We start from the raw sequence: 21,649 nt of genomic DNA on the forward strand, positions 1-21,649 counted from the left end.
GACAGCGATAACGCCTGATTAGCTTGTCTGTTGGACGCGCGGGATTAGCGGTCGAGCACCGAGCGGATTTCGACGAGGTTCGAGCGCACCCTCAGAATATAAAAGCCCATGGTGGCGAGATGGCTCGGCATGATCCAGCCATCCTCGCGCCCGTTCGAGATGATCGCCGGCTGGATGCGCAGCGCCGCCTGGAACTGTCGCATGGTCCCGCCCCAGATCGCTCCGAGATTGCGCTCCGACACAACTTGCGAGAAATCGGCCTGGGCAGCCGCCATGATCGCGTAATAGCCGTAGAGCTGGCCGTAGGCGAACCAGAACCGGTCGTCGGCGCGGGTATCGAACCAGCCGCGATTGTGGTTTTCCGAGCGCTCGGCAAGCATATCCGAGGTGCCGCCGAGATCGTTGGCGATGCGGTCGATGAACTGCACCAGATTGTCGGCACGGCCATCGAAAATGGCGTTACAGAGGGCGAGATCAGTGTTGAACTTGCGCAGGCTGCCGATCGCCGAGCGGTAATAGGAAGGCGTCGGCGTCTTCGGCCCGAAGGGATTGAACCCGAAATACCAGCTATATTCGTCGAACTGCAGATTGCCCCGCGCGCGCTGCAAGTCGTTGTTGATACCCGATGTGCCGCGCACGCGCCCGAGCGTGTCGACAAGCTCCACCGAGGTCCGCCGGACCGCCTGGTTGACGCCGCGCTGGAACGACGCCTTGTTGTCGAGGAAGGGCGTGTGATCCCAGTCGATGCCGAAGAAGCCCATCTTGTAGAGCAGCATGGAGGAAATCCATGCGTTCTGGTTGACATTGAAATCGGTCAGATCGGCCGCGACGTCGACGATCGCCGAGCGCTGGCAGGTCTTTGGCGCGGTCGCATCGGCTCCTTCAGCGACCGGCACGTCCTGCCCGGCGGCAACCTTGCGTTCGGAAAGCCGGTACTGGTCGACGAAGGCGGTGTTGAAATTCGTCCAGATCTGCGTCTGCCAGAAGAAATAGCCGTAAAGCACGACGAACAGCGCCACGAATGCGATGACCGGCAATCGGATCATCCAGCTCCGGCGCTGATACCAGCCATGCGCGGCAAGAAAAGGCCAGAAGGCCCAAGCGGCAAACAGGCGGGCCCAGCGGCCGATCGTCTGGCCGATCAGCCTGAAAAAACCGGCAATCCCGTCAAGCATCGTCGTCTCCTGTCAGGGCGAGGCGAACATCGGGACATTGCCGCCCCGCTGCTTCCACATATGCGCTCGATGGCCCGAGCACAACAACAGCCTCTCGATTTTTCGGATTGAAGTTATGGCGAAAAAGGGCGCGCAACGCGCCCGGCGATCAGGAACGCAGGAAAGGCAGGTTGAAACGGAAGGACCTGCGCGCCGTGTTGATCAGAGGTGCTCCCGATGTTGCCGGCGGCGGCTCGGCATAGGTCGGAAACCGCCTGGCGAATTCGAGATCGGCGCGGCTCTTTCGTCGCTCCAGATCCTGGGCGACCAGCATGCCCTTTTCGAACAGCCGGATCGGCGCGGCGATATCGGGAAAGAGTTCTGGCTTGATCCGCATCTTCATGCCCGGCCGGTCGGTATCGACCTGCGCCTGGTAGATGATCAGCCGCTCCTCGACATCGATCATCAGCTTGCGCAGCAGCACGTTGCAGGCGGCGATCCGGCCGTTCAGCGAATCGACAAAAGCCTGGAACAGGCCGATGAAGCGCTCGCGCCGCTGGCTATCGTCGCGCATCTCGTGCTCGCCGGCGGAAATCCGCTCGGCCTCCGCCTTCAACGCCCGCCGCTCCGCCTCCATCTGCTCCCAATGCGCCCTGTTGCCATAGACGCCGATACGGCCCTGCGTCGTCAGCGCCTTGGCATTGAGCTCCTTCATCTTGAGGCGGGCGATATCGATGGAAACGACCAGCCGGCGCCGCTGCTCGACAATGTCGACGAGGCTGAGTTCGGCTGCCTTGTGCCGTTCGGTGAGCAAGGCGCGCTGGCCGGCGATCAGCCTGGCGAGCGCGTCCGATTTCGCCAAAAGATCGAGCAGCCGTTCGATGACGGGCGCCTCACGTACACGTGAGGTATACATGCGCCACATCCGCTGGCGCGACAGCCAGCCGGCCATCTTCTCGCGCAGCGTCAGCCCCCGGAAGCTGTCGAGATCGGCCGAAACCTCGGCCGTCAGCCGGTCGAGGGCAAAGACCAGCTCGGCCAGTTGGGCGTCGAGCCCCGCAGCATCGGCGATATGGGCCTGGAAGCGGACATTCTGCTCGATGAAGATCTCGTCGGCCGACCGTGTTTCGTCAACGCTAAAGGCGCCGATCGCAGCCACGCAATAGGCTCCCTCCGCCGCAATGCTCTCGGCAAGTCTGCCTGCGACTTCGTACTGGCCGTCGAATGGCGGGGGTTTGCGCACCTGATCTCTCCAGGGAATCTCCTGCTCAAGCTAGTCGCTTGCGGCGCCAAAGAAAACAGGCAGCTTCGCGGCTTCAGACCGGCTCGGCGATCCAGGCACCGTTCATCGCGTCGTCCCAATGCCTGCGGCAGAGCGAGACATATTTCTCGTTTCCGCCGACATCGATCTGCGCGCCTTCGTGCAACACTTTTCCGTCTGCGTCGTGCCGCACCACCATCGTCGCCTTGCGCCCGCAATGGCAGATGGTGCGCACCTCGCGCATTTCGTCGGCGATCGCCAGCAGTTCCTGCGAGGCCGGAAACAGCTTGCCCTGGAAATCGGTTCTCAGCCCGTAGACCATGACGGGGATACCGAGCCTGTCGACGACCCTGGCAAGCTGCCAGACATGGACAGGCGTCATGAAATGCGCCTCGTCGACGAAGATGCAGGATATCGGCGCCCCTTCGCCGCTCAACGTCGCGACCAGCCGAAACAGATCCTCGTGCGGCTCGAAGGGAATGGCGCTCGCCTCCAAGCCGATCCGCGAACCGATCACGCCCCGGCCCGCGCGCTCGTCGAAAGCGGCGATCAACTGCACGGTGCGCATGCCGCGCTCCTGATAATTATAGGAGGCCTGCAGCAGCATCGTCGACTTGCCGGCATTCATCGTCGAGTAGTTGAAATAGAGTTTTGCCATCCGATTTCTCCTTAATCGGCTTATTGAAAGCTCGGAATGGCAAAGAAAAGCCCCGTGGCGGCGATAATCACAGGAATCCACGCTCAAAAACCGCCGAAAGCCCCGAAAACAGGGCGTCGCGAAAAAATCCGCCGACGTCGCAATCGCATGGGTCGATACGACGCAAACGCACTGAGGTCGCTTGTCAAACTCGGTTATTGATGGTTGGCTTGGGAACTTAAAGACTGGGAGTCTAAAATGAAAACAACAAGCACATTCAAACTCGTCACTGCAACTGCCGTCGCCGCCCTCTCCGTTGCGACCGCCGCCTTCGCCGCAGATCCAGACAGCTGCTCTACGGTGCATTTCTCGGATGTCGGCTGGACTGACATCACCGCCACCACCGCCACCGCATCCGTCATTCTGAAGAGCATCGGCTATCAGACCGATGTTAAGGTCCTTTCGGTGCCGGTCACCTACACCTCGCTGAAGAACAAGGACATCGACATCTTCCTCGGCAACTGGATGCCGACACAGGAAAAGGATGTCCGTCCCTACCTCGACGATAAGTCGGTCGAATCCTTCGGCCCCAACCTTGTCGGCGCCAAGTACACGCTCGCCACCAACGCCAAGGGCGCCGAGCTCGGCATCAAGGACTTCAAGGACATCGCCGCTCACAAGGACGATCTCGACGGCAAGATCTATGGCATCGAGCCTGGCAATGACGGCAACCGCCTCGTCATGGACATGATCGAGAAGAACACTTTTGACCTGAAGGATATGGAAGTCGTCGAATCCTCCGAGCAGGGCATGCTCGCTCAGGTCGCGCGTGCCGACAAATCCGGCAAGCCCGTTGTCTTCCTCGGCTGGGAGCCCCATCCGATGAACACCAACTTCAAGCTGACCTACCTCACCGGCGGTGACGATATCTTCGGTCCGGATTTCGGCGGCGCCAAGGTCTACACCAACGTGCGGGCCGGTTACCTCGACGAATGCCCGAATGTCGGCGCGATGCTGAAGAACCTGACGTTCTCCCTCGACATGGAGAACCACATCATGGGCAAGATCCTCAACGACGGCAAGGAGCCGGAGGCTGCGGCTTCCGAATGGCTGAAGGCGAACCCCTCGGCGATCGAACCCTGGCTTGCGGGCGTCAAAACCCGCGACGGCAAGGGCGACGCACTGGCGGCCGCCAAGACCGGCCTCGGTCTCTGATGACATGAACGGGGCGGCTCGCCGCCCCGTTTCATTTTTGTCCGATTGTTGTTTTTCTGGATAGGCGCGCCCCTTGAATTGGATCACCGAATTTAAGATTCCCGTTGGCCCCTGGGCCAAATCCTTCGTGGATTGGCTGACCTCGAACGGCGAATGGTTCTTCAACCAGATCGCCTTCCTGCTATCGAGCGCCATAGACGGCCTGCTCTTCGTGCTGCAGAAGCCTCATCCGCTGATCGTCATCGCTGCCATCACCGCCATCGCCTTCTGGCTGCGCCGGTCGATCGCGGTCGCCGTCTTCACCTGTCTCGGGCTGCTGCTCATCGTCAACCAGGACTATTGGAAAGAGACGACGGAGACGCTCGCCCTCGTGCTCGCCGCCACCTTCGTCTGTATGGTGATCGGCATTCCGCTCGGGATTGCCGCCGCCCGCCGCCCTTGGGTCTATGCCGCCATGCGCCCGGTGCTCGATCTCATGCAGACCATCCCGACATTCGTTTATCTGATCCCGGCGCTGATCCTGTTCGGCCTCGGCATGGTGCCCGGGCTGATCGCCACCGTCATCTTCGCAATCCCCGCACCGATCCGGCTGACGCGGCTCGGCATCATCTCGACGCCGCCTTCGCTCGTCGAAGCCGCCGTCGCTTTCGGCGCGACGCCGATACAGGTGCTACGCAAGATCGAGCTTCCGTTCGCCACGCCGCAGATCATGGCGGGCCTCACCCAGACCATCATGCTGTCGCTGTCGATGGTCGTTATCGCCGCCCTTGTCGGCGCTCCCGGGCTTGGCGTGCCGGTCGTCCGCGCGCTGAATACCGTCAATATCGCCAAGGGTTTCGAGGCGGGTTTCTGCATCGTCATCCTGGCGATCATTCTCGACCGGATGTTCCGCACGGCGGGTGAAGGAGGCGGCGCATGACCGCGGTAAGCTTTAACAATGTCAGCATCATCTTCGGCGACCGGCCGGAAACCGCGCTTGCCATGGTCGACCAGGGCAAAACGCGCGACGAAATCGGCGCCACGACCGGCCTGGTGCTAGGTGTCGCCAATGCCTCGCTGACGATCGAGGAGGGCGAGATCCTGGTGCTGATGGGCCTTTCCGGCTCCGGCAAATCGACGTTGCTGCGCGCCGTCAACGGGCTCGCGCCCGTGGTACGCGGCGATGTCGCAGTCTCGGCCGCCACCGGCTCCGTCAACCCCTACAAATGCAATGCCAAAGCCCTGCGCGACCTGCGCACCCACACCGTCTCCATGGTGTTCCAGCAGTTCGCCCTCCTGCCTTGGCGCACCGTCGCCGACAATGTCGGCTTCGGTCTCGAGCTCGCGGGCATGCCGGAGGCCGAACGCAAGGTCCGCGTCGGTGAGCAGCTCGAACTCGTGAACCTGACGAAATGGGCGGACCGCAAGGTCAACGAACTGTCAGGCGGCATGCAGCAGCGTGTCGGCCTTGCCCGCGCCTTTGCCACCGGCGCCCCGATCCTGCTGATGGACGAGCCCTTCTCGGCACTCGACCCATTGATCCGCACCCGCTTGCAGGACGAACTCCTGGAGTTCCAGCGGCGGCTGAAGAAGACCATCCTCTTCGTCAGCCATGATCTCGACGAGGCCTTCCGCATCGGCAACCGCATCGCCATCATGGAGGGCGGCCGCATCATCCAGTGCGGAACGCCGCATGACATCGTCAAGAACCCGGCCGACCAGTATGTCGCGGATTTCGTGCAGAACCTCAATCCGATCAATATGTTGACGGCGGCCGACGTGATGCAGCCCGGCCTCGGCCAGACTGCCGCCGGCATGAGCGTCAGCGCCACGGCCCGTGCCGCGACGCCACTCGTCGATGTCCTCGATGCCCTTGCCCGCCAGCCGGGCAGTATCGGCATCGTCGAGAACGGCGCGATCGTCGGCACCATCTCGGCCCAGGATATCGTCGCCGGCCTCACCCGCCATCGCCGCAAGCAGGACGCTTGATGTTTTCCGTCCGCTTTGCCACAAAGCGGATATGAAAGATCAGCCCTCGCCCTTACGCGAAACCGACGACGAGGCCCGCAAGCTCGCCCGCGTGCTTCTGCGCTCCGCGCGGCACGCGGCGATTGCCGTTCTCGACCCCGAGACCGGCTTTCCCTTCGCCAGCCGCGTGCTGGTCGCGATCGACATCGACGGCACGCCCGTCATCCTGGTTTCGAGGCTGTCGGCCCATACCAGGGCGCTCGGCAGCGACCCGCGCGCCTCGCTCCTGACCGGCGAGCCCGGCAGGGGCGATCCCCTCGCCCACGGGCGTCTGACGACCCAATGCCTGGCGGAAGCCGTCGAGCGCGGGCACCCGTTTTACGAACGTATCCGCACACGTTTTCTCGATCGCCACACCAAGGCGAAGCTTTATATCGACTTCCCTGATTTCCTCTTCTTCCGTCTCAAGCCGGAGCAGGCCAGCCTCAATGGCGGCTTCGGCCGCGCCTACCAGCTCGATGGCAACGATCTGATAATCCAGTCGGCCGCGAATGAGGAGATCGCCGCCGCAGCGACGGCAGCAGTGCGAGATTTAGTAGAACGTCACCCCGATGTGGCCGAAAGGCTCGCTGACCGCCTAAAGGCGCCGGAATCGGGTTCTTGGCGTATTTGTGGTATCGATTCCTCAGGTTTCGACATGATTTCCGGCGATTTTCTGCTGCGACACGAGTTCGAAACCCTCGCTGTGGATGCCGATCACATTTGTTCAAACATATCTAAAATAGCATACTCGATACCTTAAATTTAGGTATATACAATCTTCGACCCCAGTTGCTAGTTTTTGGCATCAGTCAAAATCTCGGCTGAGGGGCCAGTGCCAGCACGCATGATGTACGTTTCGCATTAGGAAGATAACATATGGAAACCTCTGATTTGGCCGATCACACGAACGTGGCGGCAGCTTTATTGTCGGCCATGGCCAACCCGAAGAGATTGCTGATCCTGTGCAGCCTCGTGAAGGGCGAAGTCGCCGTCGGTGTGCTGGCGACGCAGGTCGGCCTCAGCCAGTCGGCTCTCTCTCAGCACCTGTCGAAACTGCGCGCTCAAAAGCTGGTCAAGACCCGACGGGACGCACAAACCATCTACTATTCGAGCACCTCCGAGCCGGTCATGAAAATTCTGGCAACGCTCGAAGATATCTACCTCGTGCAAAACAGGAATAGATCCGCCGCTTGATGATAGCGCTGACATGAATGTCGGCCGATGCCCTGCCGCAAGGGGATGTTCCCGGAGGCGTGGCAGCGATATTTCAGCACCTGAACATTAATGGCACGACCGGCAAATTTGCGATTTGCCTGTCGTGCTTTTTTCTTGAAAGCCATATTCTTCCTGCTCCCCTCACCGGAAAGACTTGCAGCATGACCGCGCCGAGGCGCTCGCCCGTGATCGAGCGAAGCAGCTTGAGCCTGCCGTCAGGAGGGGCTCCGGGACTTTTCCCGTTGACGCCTTGGGAAGCCCTGATAATTTGACCGGGCAGTAAAAATATGGGCGAGAAGCCCCCGGGAAAGGGCCGTCAGCGGCCAGGAGAACAGCATGTCCAACCGCCTCAACGCACCGAACGATCTTCGCGCCTTCTGGATGCCGTTTACGGCAAACCGCCAGTTCAAGAAGGAGCCGCGTTTGTTCGTCGGCGCCAAGGACATGTATTATACGACCCATGACGGCCGTCAGGTGCTGGACGGCACGGCTGGCCTCTGGTGCGTCAATGCCGGCCACTGCCGCCCGAAGATCACCGAGGCGATCCGCGAGCAGGCCGGCGAACTCGATTACGCGCCGGCCTTCCAACTCGGCCACCCCAAGGCCTTCGAACTGGCAAACCGGCTGGTCGATATCGCCCCGGAAGGCCTGAACCACGTTCTCTACACCAATTCCGGTTCTGAATCCGTCGAGACGGCGCTCAAGGTGGCGCTCGCCTATCACCGGGTGAAGGGCAATGGTTCACGCTTCCGCCTGATCGGCCGCGAGCGCGGCTATCACGGCGTCAATTTCGGCGGCATCTCGGTCGGCGGCATCGTCACCAACCGCAAGATGTTCGGCACGCTTTTGACCGGCGTCGATCACATGCCGCACACCCACCAGCCCGGCAAGAACAGCTTCACCCGCGGCGAGCCCGAGCATGGCGGCGACATCGCCACCGAACTCGAGCGTATCGTCACTCTGCATGACGCCTCTACCGTCGCGGCCGTCATCGTCGAGCCGGTGGCCGGCTCCACCGGCGTCTTGATCCCGCCGAAGGGCTACCTGCAGAAGCTGCGCGAGATCTGCACCAAGCATGGCATCCTTCTGATCTTCGACGAGGTCATCACCGGCTTCGGACGCCTCGGCGCCCCCTTCGCCGCGCAATATTACGACGTCAAGCCTGACATGATCACCGCCGCCAAGGGGTTGACCAATGGCGTCATTCCGATGGGCGCCGTCTTCGTCACCTCCGAGATCCATGATGCCTTCATGAACGGCCCGGAGCACATGATCGAGTTCTTCCACGGCTATACCTATTCCGGCAACCCGATCGCGTCTGCCGCAGCACTCGCCACGCTCGACACCTACAAGGAAGAGGGTCTGCTGACACGCGCCGCCGAGCTCTCCGACTACTGGGCCGATGCTCTGCACTCGCTGAAGGACTGCCCCAATGTCATCGACATCCGCAACACCGGGCTGATCGGCGCGATCGAACTCGACCCGATCGCCGGCGAACCGACCAAGCGCGCCTTCACCGCTTTCCTGAAAGCCTATGAAAGCGGCCTGCTGATCCGCACCACCGGCGATATCATCGCGCTCTCTCCGCCACTGATCATCGAGAAGCAACACATCGACGAGCTCTTCGGCAAGCTGCGGACGATCCTGCAAAACAACATCTGAAAAAGCTCGCAAGCTTCCGGCAACAGCGCCTGCGTCGCGCGTCAGAAAAGAGGCGCGGCGCTGTAAGCCCGTGCAGGCCCTTTTGTTGCGAAGATGGATGGATTTCAGTTCACGGCGGCGACGGAAAGGCAGAGGGCGAATTTCTTCAGGAGCCGGCGATCAAAATGCCCTTCATTGCCAAGCATCCACTTCAATGCCTGGCTCGCGCTCCATGGCGCTCTGTACGGCCGCACGGAGGTGATGGCGTCATAGACGTCGCAAATCGCGGCAAGGCGCGAATGGAAGCTGACCTGCTCTTCGGAAAGCTTGCGGGGATAACCCTTGCCGTCGATACGCTCATGATGGTTGAGGCAGACGTCTAGAACGATCTCCGATATGCCTTCCTGGCGTGACAGGATTGCGTGTCCCTTTTCCGGATGATCGCGGATCATCTTGATCTCGTCCTCGTCCAAGGGACCTTCCTTGTTCAGTATCTCGAGCGGAATTTCGAGTTTACCGACATCGTGCAGCAATCCCGCCGTGCCGAGCGCCTGCACGGTAGCCTCGTCAAGCCCGAGATGACGGCTGAAAAGGATCATCAGCGCACTCACCGAAATGGAATGCAGGAATGTCGCTTCGTCCCTGGATTTCAGACGCGTAACGCTCAAAAAGACAGTGGGATTCTGATCTATCGACTTGGAGACCGAGGAAATCACCGGAGCCACCTGATCTATGCTGATCCCGTCGCCGTGCTGGAGTCGACCAAAAACACTTTCCAGCACCTGCACGGATTTCTGGATGGTCTCGCGTGCCGCCTTGGTATCGATCTCGATATTGCCGCCCGGCAGGCCATCAATGTCGAGGCCTCTGCTGGTGTTGATGATAACACCTGTCATGCCGCTCTTGCGAAGCTTCTGGGCATCGATTTCACGGCGCAGGAGAAATCTTCGTTTAGACAGAAGAGGATCCTGCCAGGCACCCTCGATCGCCTCTACAAACATTCCGGTGCGCACCTGTCTGGCTTCGACCCGCTTGAGCATCCAGCTCTCTATTCCTGAAAATATCTCTCTGTTTATTTCGACCGCTCTTTTGCATCGCAGCAATATATGCGCGCACAATGGTTCTACACTAACTGGTAGAATCAAGTGTTAATCTCAAAGCGGAATTCGAATAGTCAGACAGATAGAGAGCTTCCGCGAAATTCGGGAGGGTTCATCGGCGCGCCGCTGACACGGGGTACCGGCACCAAGAAAAAATGGAAAACGGCGCCGAGATCGATGATTTTTCGACGATTCGCGCCGAATCGGCTCGATTTTCGTTTCATTTTGTTATCATCTTGCGGAATCTCACCAAAATTCCTAGAAATCTTGGCGTTGCGCCCGTTCGAGCCAAACATGGCCGGAGGGCGCATTGATCGCGCCGATATCGATCGTCCTTGGCACGGCCTGAGGGTCGTTGAACGATCCGGAAAAACCGGCGCGGCACCTCATCGTGGGTCGAATGACCCCATCCAAGGAGACAGACAATGACCCTCAAGACATTGACGGCGACCCTCGTCGCGTCACTCGCCTTTGCGCCGCTCGCCCATGCCGATATCACCATCGGCCTGATCGCGCCGCTGACCGGCCCCGTCGCGGCCTATGGCGATCAGGTGAAGAACGGCGCTCAGACCGCCGTCGACGAGATCAACAAGAAGGGCGGGATTCTCGGCGAGAAGGTCGTCCTCGAACTGGCCGACGATGCCGGCGAACCGAAACAGGGCGTTTCCGCCGCCAACAAGGTCGTCGGCGACGGTATCCGTTTCGTTGTCGGCCCGGTGACCTCGGGCGTCGCCATCCCGGTTTCGGACGTGCTTGCTGAAAACGGCGTGCTGATGGTCACTCCGACTGCGACGGCCCCTGACCTGACCAAGCGCAGTCTCACCAACGTGCTGCGCACCTGCGGCCGCGACGACCAGCAGGCCGAAGTCGCCGCCCAATATGTGCTGAAGAATTTCAAGGACAAGCGCGTCGCCATCGTCAACGACAAGGGCGCCTACGGCAAGGGCCTTGCCGACGCCTTCAAGGCGACGCTGAACGCCGGCGGCATCACCGAAGTCGTCAATGACGCGATCACCCCAGGCGACAAGGATTTCAGCGCGCTCACCACCCGCATCAAGTCCGAGAAGGTCGACCTCGTCTATTTCGGCGGTTATCACCCGGAAGGCGGTCTGCTCGCCCGCCAACTGCATGACCTCGCCGCCAACGCGACGATCATCGGCGGCGACGGCCTCTCCAACACCGAATTCTGGGCAATCGGCACGGATGCCGCCGCCGGCACCATCTTCACCAATGCCTCGGACGCCACCAAGAACCCGGACTCCAAGGCCGCAGCCGAGGCGCTCGCCGCCAAGAACATCCCGGCCGAAGCCTTCACCCTGAACGCCTATGCCGCCGTCGAAGTGCTGAAGGCTGGCATCGAGAAGGCCGGCAGCGCCGAGGATGCGGAAGCCGTCGCGACCGCGCTGAAGGGCGGCCAGGAGATCCCGACCGCCATCGGCAAAATCACCTACGGCGAAACCGGCGACCTGACCTCGCAGAGTTTCTCGCTCTACAAATGGGAAGCCGGCAAGATCGTTGCTGCCGAATAAACCATCGCTGACCGTCGACGACCGGGCGCCCTTACGGCGCCCGGTTTCGTTTTGCGGCACTCGCTTGTGGCGGCAGATCGGTTATAAGTTTCGGAATCGGTTGCAATGTGAGCAATGCCATGACCACCAAGCTCGAACGTCTCATCGACCAGGGCGTCGGCCGCGTGCCGGCCGATATCGTGCTGAAGGGTGGCCGCTTCTTCGATCTCGTCACCGGCGAACTCGTCCTCTCCGACATTGCCATCGGCGCCGATCGCATCGTCGGCACCTCAGGCAATTATGATGGCGAGACCGAGGTCGATATTTCGGGCAGGATCGTCGTTCCCGGCTTCATCGACACGCATCTGCACATCGAATCCTCGCTGGTGACGCCGCATGAATTCGATCGCTGCGTCCTGCCCTATGGCGTCACCACCGCGATCTGCGATCCGCACGAGATCGCCAATGTGCTCGGAAGCGCCGGCATCGAATTCTTTCTCGAATCGGCGCTGGAGACGATCATGGACATCCGCGTCCAGCTCTCCTCTTGCGTTCCAGCGACCCATCTCGAAACCTCCGGCGCCGATCTGCCGATCGAGCGCCTCCTGCCCTACCGCCACCATCCGAAAGTCATCGGCCTTGCCGAATTCATGAATTTCCCCGGCGTGATCCACAAGGATCCTGTCTGCATGGCCAAGCTCGAGGCCTTCCAGGGCGGCCATATCGACGGTCACGCGCCGCTGCTGTCCGGCAACGACCTCAACGGTTACCTCTCGGCCGGCATCCGCACCGAGCACGAATGCACGACGGCCCGCGAAGCACTGGAAAAGATCCGCAAGGGCATGCATATCCTCGTGCGTGAAGGTTCGGTATCCAAGGATCTCGCCGCGCTGATACCCATTATCACCGAGCGGCTGTCGCCCTATCTGGCGCTCTGCACCGACGACCGCAATCCGCTCGATATCGCCGAACAGGGCCATCTCGATCACATGATCCGCACGGCGATCGCAAGCGGCGTCGAGCCCCTGGCGATCTACCGCGCCGCCTCGATCTCGGCGGCCCGCGCCTTCGGCCTCAGGGATCGCGGTCTGGTCGCGCCGGGCTGGCGCGCCGATCTTGTGGTTCTCGACAGCCTGGAAAATTGTCGCGCCGACATGGTCTTCTCCGCCGGCCGCCGGGTCACCGATGCACTCTTTTCCTCGCGCAAACCGGTTGCTCCGATCGGCCTCGACAGCGTCAAGGCCCGGCCCGTCAACGCCGCCCATTTCGGCGTGCCGGTCGCCGAGGGTGAAACGCCTGTCATCGGCGTCATGCCGGGCAAGATCATCACCGAACATCGCCGCTACCGCCTGCCGGTCAGCGGCAACGAGACGACGGTCGATCTTGCCAACGATATCATCAAGGTCGCCGTCATCGAGCGCCATGGCAAGAACGGCAACCATGCCAACGGCTTCGTCCAGGGCTTCGGCCTGAAGAAGGGCGCGATCGCCTCCACCGTCGGCCATGATAGCCACAACATCTGCGTCGTCGGCGTCAGCGAGGACGATATGGCGCGCGCGGCAAACCGTCTCGGCGAAATCAAGGGCGGCTTCGTCGTCGTCGAAGACGGCAAGGTCACCGGCGAAATCGCCCTGCCCATCGCCGGCCTGATGAGCCTTGAGCCCTATGAGACGGTCCGCGATACACTGCACCACCTGCGCAAAGCCGCCTTCGCGCTCGGCGCCACGCTCGAGGAACCCTTCCTCCAACTCGCCTTCCTGCCGCTGCCGGTCATTCCGCACTTGAAAATATCCGACCGCGGCATGGTTGATGTGGACAAGTTCGCACTGATCGGGTGATGCAATTCAAGGGCTGATTCCGCAGTGGGCGACCTTTGACTGTTGCCTTCATGGTTACGGCAGCAAGAACATCAAACCCGCGCGCAAAACCCGTCGAGCGCCGCAAGCTTCACCGATCCCACGCCAGCCACCGCCCCGAAGCCCGGCATCTCGAGCGGTTCCTCAAGCACTACGCCATCAGGCAGGTGGAATTCCGCCGGTTCGCGCGTCAGGTTGAAGACGAAGAGTAGTTTTTCTCCGTCCTTTTCGCGGGTGAAGGCGAGCAGATCCTGGTTGGTGCCGATGAAGGTCATATCGCCGTCGATCAGTGCCGGATGGCTCCTCCGGAAAGCAAGCGTCCTGCGGTAGTGATGCAGCACCGAGCCGTCGCTTGCCTCCTGCATATCCACCGAAAGTGCTGCCTGCTCGTAAGGCACCGGCAGCCAGCTCTTTTCCGCCGAGGTGAAGCCCGCATGCGCTTTGCCCGCCTCCCAGGGCATTGGCGTGCGGCATCCGTCGCGGCCCTTGAAGGCCGGCCAGAAGCGGATGCCATAGGGGTCACGCAGATCCTCGAAGGCGAGTTCGGCCTCCGGAAGCCCGAGTTCCTCGCCTTGATAGAGGCAGATCGAGCCGCGCAGCGCCGCAAGCACCGAGATCGCCAGCATGGCGATGACGGGCCGCTCTTCCTCCGTCCGCGCAAAGCGGCTGACATGGCGCATGACGTCGTGGTTGGAAAAAGCCCAGCAGACCCAGCCGTCGGTCACCGCTTTCTGAAAAGCCTCAACGCAGCCGCGAATATGCTCGGCAGTGAAATCCGGTCCGAGCAGATCGAATGTGTAGCACATGTGCAGCTTGTCGCCGCCGCTCGTATAGGCGCCAACCGTCTTCAGCGAACGCGCGCCGTCGCCGACTTCGCCGACGGTCGTGCGATCTTCGTATTGATCGAGCAGCGCCCGGAAGCGCTTGAGGAAATCGACATTTTCCGGTTGCGTCTTGTCGTAGAGATGGTTCTGCATGCCGTAGGGGTTGGTGTCGGGCGCATCGAGGCCTGCGTCGCCCTCGTCCGGCTCGTGCGGCGGATTGCTCCTGAGCTGCTTGTCGCAGAAATAATAGTTCACCGTGTCCAGCCGGAAGCCGTCGATGCCGCGGTCGAGCCAGAACCTCACTGTCTCCAGTACCGCATCCTGCACTGCCTTGCTGTGGAAGTTGAGGTCCGGCTGTGAGGTCAGGAAATTATGCTGGTAATATTGGCGGCGCACGCCATCCCATTCCCAGCCCGGTCCGCCGAAGATCGACAGCCAGTTGTTCGGCGCCGTACCGTCAGGCTTCGGATCGGCCCAGACATACCAGTCCGCTCTGGGATTTGTCCGGCTCGACCGGCTCTCAACGAACCAGGGATGCCGGTCTGATGTGTGCGAGATCACCTGGTCTATGACGACCTTGATGCCAAGCCTGTGCGCCTCGGCCATCATCTCGTCGAAATCGGCGAGCGTCCCAAAGATCGGATCGACATCGCAATAATCGGAAACGTCGTAGCCCATGTCGGCCATCGGCGACTTGAAGAAGGGCGAGAGCCAGATCGCATCGACGCCGAGGCTGGCAATATGCGGTAGCCGGCGGGTGATTCCCCTGAGATCGCCGAGCCCGTCGCTGTTGGTATCCTGAAACGATCGCGGATAGACCTGATAGATCACCGCGCCGCGCCACCAGTCCGCACTCCCGCCTGCCTGCAATGCCATCGGCTACATCTCCTGCCTCGTTTGCGCCCGCCACACTAAAGCGGAAGAAACAAAAGACAACCATGTGAAGCCGTTATGAAGGCGCTGCGAAGGCCGCGAGGCATCGTCGCGATCCGACAAGGGGGAGACGTATATAGGCTTGTCCACAACCCCTTTCCACCCTCCGGATTTGGGGTTGCAACGCAAAGCCTTTGCGATAATGTGCGCACTGACCTGCACGTAAGAGGTCAAACACCGGGAACAAATGTCTAATAAAGGCGCAAAGCCTAGAAAGGTGGACCCACCATGAACCAATTCACGAAAAAATTTCTCGCCTCTGCAATGCTTGGCACATTGCTGGCGTTTTCGGCGCATGCGGCCACGCTGAACATTCACAATGGTGGCGACCCGCAGTCGCTCGATCCGCAGAAACTGTCAGGCGACTGGGAGAACCGTATCGCCGGTGACATCTTCGAGGGCCTCGTCACCGAGGACGCCAAGGACAATCCGATCCCAGGCCAGGCCGAAAGCTGGACGATTTCGCCTGATGGCAAGGTCTACACCTTCAAGCTTCGCGACGGCATCAAGTGGTCCGATGGCCAGCCGGTAACGGCAGAAGACTTCGTCTTCGCCTTCCAGCGCCTCGTCGACCCGAAGAACGCCGCTGATTATGCCTATCTGCAATTCACCATCAAGAATGCCGAAAAGATCAACAAGGGCGAGATCACCGATCTCAACCAACTCGGCGTCAAGGCGATCGACGACAAGACGCTCGAAATCACGCTCGAAAATGCCACGCCCTATTTCCTCAATGCCCTGATGCACTACACCGCCTATCCGCTGCCGAAGCATGTCGTCGAGGCGAAGGGTCAGGATTGGGTCAAGATCGGCAACATCGTCACTAACGGCCCTTACAAGCCGGTCGAATGGGTTCCGGGCTCGCATGTCACGACGGTCAAGAACGACCAGTGGTACGACACCAAGGACCTGAAGATCGACGGCGCGAAGTTCTTCGTGCTCGAAGACCAGGAAGCCGCGCTGAAACGCTATCGCGCCGGCGAATTCGACATCCTCACCGACTTCCCGACCGACCAGTATGAATGGATGAAGAAGAACCTGCCCGGCCAGGCGCACGTCGCCCCCTTCTCCGGCCTCTACTATTACGTCGTCAACTCGCAGAAGCCGCCCTTCAGCGACAAGCGCGTCCGCCAGGCTCTCTCCATGGCGATCAACCGTGAAGTGATCGGCCCGCAGATCCTCGGCACCGGCGAATTGCCGGCCTATTCCTGGGTTCCGCCGGGCACAGCGAATTACGGCGAGCCGGCCTATGTCAGCTGGAAGGACCTGCCCTATAGCGAGAAGGTCGCCGAAGCCAAGAAGCTTCTGACCGAAGCCGGTTTCGGCCCGGACAGGCCGCTGCACGCCGTGCTCAGCTACAACACCAACGACAACCACAAGCGCATCGCCGTCGCCATTGCCTCCATGTGGAAGCCGCTCGGCGTCGATGTCGAGCTCGTCAATGCCGAAACCAAGGTGCATTACGACCAGATGCAGCGTGGCCAGGTGGAAATCGGCCGCGCCGGCTGGCTCGCCGACTATAACGACCCGGACAACTTCCTGAACCTCCTGGTGACAGGCGTACAGATGAACTATGGCCGCTGGTCCAATCCCGAATACGACAAGCTGATCAAGGAAGGCAACGCCGAGACGGACCTCACCAAGCGTGCGGCGATCTTCAAGAAGGCCGAACAACTGGCGCTGGATGAATCCGCCGCCCTGCCGATCTACTACTATGTCTCGAAGAACGTCGTTTCGCCGAAGATCGAAGGCTTCGTCGACAATATTCAGGACATCCACCGCACCCGCTGGCTGTCGATGAAAGAGTAAGGGAAAACCGTCCTTTCCGCGCATTGCGGAAAGGACCGGCCCACGATCATGATCAAATACGCCCTCCGTCGCCTGCTATCGACGATCCCCGTTCTGTGGATCGCCGTCACAGCCTGCTTTTTTGTTTTGCGCCTTGCCCCCGGCGGCCCTTTCGATGGCGAAAGGCCATTGCCGCCGGTGATCCTGAAGAACCTTGCGATCCACTACAATCTCGATAAGCCGCTCATCCAGCAGTACCTGATCTATGTCGGTGACCTGCTCCGGGGCGATCTCGGCCCCTCCTTCGCCAGCGAGGATTTCACCGTCGCCCAGCAGATCATGATCGGTCTGCCCTACACCTTCACCATCGGTACGGCTGCCTTCCTGATTGCCATCATTGTCGGCGTGGCCGTCGGCTGTCTTGGAGCTCTCTATCAGAACAAGGCACCGGATTATATTCTGGGCGCGCTCATTCTGGTGGGCGTCGTGCTGCCGAACTTCCTGATTGCGCCCATCCTGCAGCTCGTCTTCGGCATCCATCTCGCTTGGTTTCCGGTCGGCGGCTGGGGTGACGGCTCGATCAAATACCTCATCTTGCCGATCGTCGTTCTGGCGCTGCCGCATGCCGGCCGTATCTCGCGCATCACCCGCGGCTCGATGATCGAGGTGATGAATCAGAACTTCATTCGCACCGCCAAGGCCAAAGGCATCGGTCCCCGCCTGACAGTCATGCGCCATGCGCTGAAGCCCGCCATGATGCCTGTCGTCTCCTATCTGGGTCCAGCGGCAAGTTACCTTCTCACCGGCTCGCTGGTTGTCGAGAGCATCTTCGGATTGCCCGGCATCGGCCGCTATTTCGTCAACGCAGCGCTGAACCGTGACTACGGCATGGTTCTCGGCACGGTCATCTTCTACATGGTGCTGATCGTGTTCCTGAACCTTCTCGTCGATATCGCCTATGCGTGGCTCGATCCGAAAGTGAGAAACCGATGATCCTCAATCCCGCAAAACGCGAGTTGCTCGCCCAGGAACTGCTGGAGGCGGAGGGCCTTGCGCCCGAAAGCCGTTCGCTCACCAGGGATGCGTTACGCCGCCTCGGGCGCAACAAGGCAGCCGTCCTGTCGATTTTCGTCCTGGCGCTGCTGATCCTTGCGGCCTTCCTCGGCCCCTGGTTCATTCCCTTCAACTATGAGGATCCGGATTGGGCGGCCTTCCGCATACCGCCCTCGATCGAAACCGGCCACTATTTCGGTACCGACCCGAACGGCCGCGACCTTCTCGCCCGCGTCCTTTACGGCACCCGGGTCTCGCTTGCCGTGGCGCTGACGGCGACCGTCGTCTCCGTCTTCATCGGCGTGCTCTACGGCGCCGTATCGGGCTATATCGGCGGCAGGCTGGATGCGATCATGATGCGCTTCGTCGACATCATGTATGCGCTTCCCTATATCCTCTTCGTCATCCTGCTGATGGTGATCTTCGGCCGCAACGTCTATCTGCTCTTTGCGGCGATCGGCGCGCTGGAATGGCTGACCATGGCCCGCATCGTGCGCGGCCAGACGCTATCGATCAAGCATCGCGAATTCATCGAGGCGGCCCGCGCATCCGGGCAGCGGCCGTTCAAGATCATTATCAAGCACATCATCCCGAACCTCGTTGGCCCCGTGGTGATCTTCGCGGCGCTGACGGTGCCTGAAATCATCGCCACGGAAAGCTTCCTTTCCTATCTCGGCTTCGGCGTGCAGGAGCCGCTGACCTCGCTCGGTACGCTGATCGCCGAGGGGACCGATGCCATGGAAAGCATGCCCTGGCTGCTGGTCTTCCCGGCCAGCTTCCTTGTGGCCCTGCTGCTCAGCCTGCTCTTCATCGGCGACGGCCTGCGCGACGCGTTCGACCCGAAGGATCGTTAAATGACGGATACCCTCCTCGAACTCAAAGACTACTCGATCACCTTCAAAACACCCGATGGGGAGGTGAAGGCGGTCTCGAACATGAACCTGACGGTCAAACGCGGCGAGCGCATCGCCATCGTCGGCGAGTCCGGCTCCGGCAAGAGCCAGACCTTCCTCGGCATCATGGGCCTGCTTGCCAAGAACGGCAGAACGACGGGACAGGCGCTGCTCGAAGGCAAGGACGTGCTGGCGCTGAAACCGCGCGAACTCGACCAGATCCGCGGCAAGGACATGGCGATGGTCTTCCAGGACCCGATGACCGCCCTCAATCCATCGCTGAAGATCTCCCGGCAACTGACGGAGCAGCTCGAGGTTCACGGTGGGCTCACGGCGCGCGCCGCATCCGCCGCCGCACTCGACATGCTGAAACGCGTCGGCATTCCCGACCCGACGCGGCGCTTCCACCTCTATCCGCACGAGCTATCCGGCGGCATGCGCCAGCGCATCGTCATCGCCATGGCGCTGCTCACCCGGCCGAAACTTCTGATCGCCGACGAACCGACGACGGCGCTCGACGTCACCATCCAGGCGCAGATCCTCGATCTCTTCAACGACCTGACGGCGGAGATGAACACGGCGCTCGTCATGATCACCCACGATCTCGGCGTCGTCGCCGGCCTCGCCGACCGCGTCGCCGTCATGTATGCCGGCCGCATCGTCGAGGAGGCGCCGGTCGACGAGCTCTTCGACAACCCGGCCCATCCCTATACCGCAGCACTGCATGCCTCGATCCCGCGCCCTGACCAGGATGTCGACGACCTCGTCGTCATCCCGGGCCGCCCGCCGAACCTGCAGCACCTGCCGAAGGGCTGCAATTTCTCGCCGCGCTGCTCGCAGGTCCAGGACGATTGCATCGATCGCCCGCCGCCGCTCGAAACGCTGGCGCCGCACCATTGCGCCGCCTGTTACCACCCTTTCCCGCGTCGCGAGGAGCTGCTCAACCATGGCTGAACGATCGCTTCTGAGGGTCGAGAACCTGACGACCCAATTCGAGCTGCCGGCGAAAGGCCTCTTCAAGCCGCCGATCTTCCTGACCGCCGTCAACAATGTCAGCTTCGACCTCAGCGAAGGCCGCACGCTCGGCATCGTCGGCGAATCCGGCTGCGGCAAGTCCACGCTCGGTCGCTCCATCCTGCGGCTGCTGAAATCGCAGAAAGGTCGCATCCTCTGGCAGGGCCGGAACCTTCTCGACCTGTCGGACGAGGAAATGCGCGCCGCCCGCCGCGACATGCAGATCATCTTTCAGGATCCGATCGCCTCGCTCGACCCGCGCATGACGGTCGGAGACATCATCGCCGAGCCGCTCACCGTCTTCGAGCCGAAACTCTCCAAAACCGAGCGCACCGAGCGTGTCCGCGAGATCATGACCGCCGTCGGCCTGGTGCCGGAAATGATCAACCGCTATCCGCACGAATTCTCCGGCGGCCAGGCGCAACGCATCGGCATTGCCCGCGCGGTCGTCACCAAACCGAAACTCATCATCTGCGACGAGCCGGTTTCGGCCCTCGACGTCTCGATCCAGGGTCAGGTCATCACGCTTCTGCGCAAGCTGCGCAAGGAGTTCGGCCTGACGCTGATCTTCATCAGCCATGACCTTTCCGTCGTGCGCCTGATCTCCGACGATGTGCTGGTGCTCTATCTCGGCAGGGTTGTCGAAGCCGGCGACTGCGCCACCGTCTTTGACCATCCCGCCCATCCCTATACGCAGGCACTCTTCTCCGCCGCGCCGATCCCGGATCCGAAGCTCGCGCGCCTGCGCACCCGGATCCGGCTGCAGGGTGATCCACCTTCACCGCTCAACCCACCGAAAGGCTGCGTCTTCTCACCGCGCTGCTGGAAGGCGACCGACATCTGTCGCACCGAAATGCCGCCGACCGAGGAGGTCCGTCCCGGCCAGAAGGCCGCCTGTTATCATATGGACAGGCCATGAACGGAACGAGGGCCGCGTGAGAGCGGCCTTCGCCTTGGATGCCTGATGCGCCATCCATTGTCAGAACGAAGGGGACTATTTTTGGATCTAAAGTCCCCAATAAGAAAGATTTTATGAGCGCGTGCTATCCCATTTCGGCCTAATCGCAAGCCAGGGGAACGCTTACATGAAATCGAAAATATCAGCTTTGATCGCACTCGCCGCCACGATGATCGCCGCCTCCGCCGGTTCGTCGCATGCCGAAGATCTGAACTTCAAGCTCACCAACGGAACGAACTCCGTCCTGACGCGCTTCTACAGTTCGCCGACCGGCGTCGGCGAATGGGAAGAAGACGTCTTCGGCGACGACGTTCTCAATCCGGGCGAGAGCATCGATATCACCATCGCCGATGGCCGCACCGTCTGCAAATACGACATGCGCTTCGAATTCGAGGAAGGCTCAAACCTCGCAACCACAGAGGATACGCAGGATCTTTGCGCGATGGGCAGCTATACCATCCACGAATAGGCATCCTTCTGAAAGCCCGCCTTCGCCTCATCGGTGAACGCGGGCCTGATATCGGCGCTTGTCACTCCGCCCGGCTCCGCGTATCAGCGAATGAAGAGCAGCGGATAATCCGCCAATTCAAAGTGATAGAGCGTCCGTAGC

Annotated in this window: 20 protein-coding genes; 14 read left to right on the forward strand and 6 right to left on the reverse strand. The window is 61.1% G+C overall.

Annotation, left to right across the window (positions count from 1 at the left end; genetic code table 11):
• Positions 1-44 precede the first annotated feature (44 nt).
• The 3 genes from NE851_RS27150 to NE851_RS27160 all read right to left on the reverse strand — a co-directional run bounded on the left by NE851_RS27150 (position 45) and on the right by NE851_RS27160 (position 3,073).
• Entirely contained in the window at positions 45-1,175 is a 1,131-nt protein-coding gene (locus NE851_RS27150) for a DUF2333 family protein (RefSeq protein ID WP_047611318.1), read from the reverse strand.
• Positions 1,176-1,323: 148 nt separating this feature from the next.
• Positions 1,324-2,397 (reverse strand): hypothetical protein, encoded by a 1,074-nt coding sequence (locus NE851_RS27155; protein ID WP_254959081.1) that lies wholly within the window; start codon positions 2,395-2,397, stop codon positions 1,324-1,326.
• Positions 2,398-2,470: 73 nt separating this feature from the next.
• Complete coding sequence (locus NE851_RS27160) at positions 2,471-3,073, reverse strand: thymidine kinase (RefSeq protein ID WP_047611321.1); 603 nt, start codon at positions 3,071-3,073, stop codon at positions 2,471-2,473.
• Between the two features lie 237 nt (positions 3,074-3,310).
• Between NE851_RS27160 and NE851_RS27165 the strand changes: the two genes are divergently transcribed.
• The 6 genes from NE851_RS27165 to aptA all read left to right on the forward strand — a co-directional run bounded on the left by NE851_RS27165 (position 3,311) and on the right by aptA (position 9,133).
• Positions 3,311-4,267, forward strand: a complete 957-nt coding sequence (locus NE851_RS27165) for a choline ABC transporter substrate-binding protein (protein WP_029867903.1) — start codon at positions 3,311-3,313, stop codon at positions 4,265-4,267.
• 73 nt (positions 4,268-4,340) lie between these two features.
• Positions 4,341-5,186: a choline ABC transporter permease subunit gene (gene choW, locus NE851_RS27170; protein WP_024319499.1), complete on the forward strand. Its 846-nt coding sequence runs from the start codon at positions 4,341-4,343 to the stop codon at positions 5,184-5,186.
• Positions 5,183-6,235, forward strand: a complete 1,053-nt coding sequence (choV, locus tag NE851_RS27175) for a choline ABC transporter ATP-binding protein (protein ID WP_029867902.1) — start codon at positions 5,183-5,185, stop codon at positions 6,233-6,235. The genes choW and choV overlap by 4 nt, the downstream gene beginning before the upstream one ends.
• A gap of 31 nt (positions 6,236-6,266) precedes the next feature.
• Positions 6,267-7,016, forward strand: a complete 750-nt coding sequence (locus tag NE851_RS27180; protein WP_029867901.1) for a HugZ family pyridoxamine 5'-phosphate oxidase — start codon at positions 6,267-6,269, stop codon at positions 7,014-7,016.
• A 116-nt stretch (positions 7,017-7,132) separates the two neighbouring features.
• A complete protein-coding gene (locus NE851_RS27185) occupies positions 7,133-7,450 on the forward strand; it encodes an ArsR/SmtB family transcription factor (RefSeq protein ID WP_003561417.1) in 318 nt (105 codons plus the stop codon).
• A 357-nt stretch (positions 7,451-7,807) separates the two neighbouring features.
• On the forward strand, positions 7,808-9,133 hold the full coding sequence (aptA, locus tag NE851_RS27190; protein WP_029867900.1) for an omega-aminotransferase AptA: 1,326 nt from the start codon (positions 7,808-7,810) through the stop codon (positions 9,131-9,133).
• A 104-nt stretch (positions 9,134-9,237) separates the two neighbouring features.
• Here aptA and NE851_RS27195 read toward each other — a convergent pair whose 3' ends face one another.
• Together NE851_RS27195 and NE851_RS27200 are read right to left on the reverse strand one after the other, a co-directional pair.
• Positions 9,238-10,152, reverse strand: coding sequence for an HD-GYP domain-containing protein (locus NE851_RS27195; protein ID WP_047614315.1), 915 nt, complete (start codon positions 10,150-10,152; stop codon positions 9,238-9,240).
• A gap of 134 nt (positions 10,153-10,286) precedes the next feature.
• Positions 10,287-10,523 carry a hypothetical protein gene (locus NE851_RS27200; RefSeq protein WP_155295704.1) on the reverse strand — a complete coding sequence of 79 codons (237 nt, stop codon included), beginning with the start codon at positions 10,521-10,523 and terminating at the stop codon, positions 10,287-10,289.
• Positions 10,524-10,637: 114 nt separating this feature from the next.
• On the opposite strand from NE851_RS27200, the gene NE851_RS27205 reads away from it, so the two are divergent.
• The gene (locus NE851_RS27205; protein WP_047611329.1) at positions 10,638-11,741 is read left to right on the forward strand and encodes a branched-chain amino acid ABC transporter substrate-binding protein; all 1,104 of its coding nucleotides are present in this window, start codon (positions 10,638-10,640) and stop codon (positions 11,739-11,741) included.
• Positions 11,742-11,860: 119 nt separating this feature from the next.
• A complete protein-coding gene (gene ade, locus NE851_RS27210) occupies positions 11,861-13,558 on the forward strand; it encodes an adenine deaminase (RefSeq protein ID WP_047611330.1) in 1,698 nt (565 codons plus the stop codon).
• Between the two features lie 71 nt (positions 13,559-13,629).
• Here the strand turns inward: ade and bglA are convergent, their stop codons facing one another.
• On the reverse strand, positions 13,630-15,276 hold the full coding sequence (bglA, locus tag NE851_RS27215) for a beta-galactosidase BglA (protein WP_254959125.1): 1,647 nt from the start codon (positions 15,274-15,276) through the stop codon (positions 13,630-13,632).
• 285 nt (positions 15,277-15,561) lie between these two features.
• Between bglA and NE851_RS27220 the strand changes: the two genes are divergently transcribed.
• The 6 genes from NE851_RS27220 (at position 15,562) to NE851_RS27245 (ending at position 21,508) form a co-directional block, all read left to right on the forward strand.
• Positions 15,562-17,142 (forward strand): peptide ABC transporter substrate-binding protein, encoded by a 1,581-nt coding sequence (locus NE851_RS27220; protein ID WP_254959127.1) that lies wholly within the window; start codon positions 15,562-15,564, stop codon positions 17,140-17,142.
• Between the two features lie 48 nt (positions 17,143-17,190).
• The gene (locus NE851_RS27225; protein WP_132572773.1) at positions 17,191-18,114 is read left to right on the forward strand and encodes an ABC transporter permease subunit; all 924 of its coding nucleotides are present in this window, start codon (positions 17,191-17,193) and stop codon (positions 18,112-18,114) included.
• Positions 18,111-19,028 carry an ABC transporter permease gene (locus NE851_RS27230; RefSeq protein ID WP_047611337.1) on the forward strand — a complete coding sequence of 306 codons (918 nt, stop codon included), beginning with the start codon at positions 18,111-18,113 and terminating at the stop codon, positions 19,026-19,028. The genes NE851_RS27225 and NE851_RS27230 overlap by 4 nt, the downstream gene beginning before the upstream one ends.
• Positions 19,029-20,021, forward strand: a complete 993-nt coding sequence (locus NE851_RS27235; RefSeq protein ID WP_047611339.1) for an ABC transporter ATP-binding protein — start codon at positions 19,029-19,031, stop codon at positions 20,019-20,021.
• Complete coding sequence (locus tag NE851_RS27240) at positions 20,014-21,000, forward strand: ABC transporter ATP-binding protein (protein ID WP_127430173.1); 987 nt, start codon at positions 20,014-20,016, stop codon at positions 20,998-21,000. The genes NE851_RS27235 and NE851_RS27240 overlap by 8 nt, the downstream gene beginning before the upstream one ends.
• 166 nt (positions 21,001-21,166) lie before the next feature.
• Positions 21,167-21,508, forward strand: a complete 342-nt coding sequence (locus tag NE851_RS27245; RefSeq protein WP_063474504.1) for a hypothetical protein — start codon at positions 21,167-21,169, stop codon at positions 21,506-21,508.
• The last annotated feature ends 141 nt before the right edge of the window (positions 21,509-21,649 follow it).

Origin of the sequence: Rhizobium anhuiense bv. trifolii (assembly GCF_024346605.1) — a bacterium.
Lineage (GTDB): Bacteria > Pseudomonadota > Alphaproteobacteria > Rhizobiales > Rhizobiaceae > Rhizobium > Rhizobium anhuiense.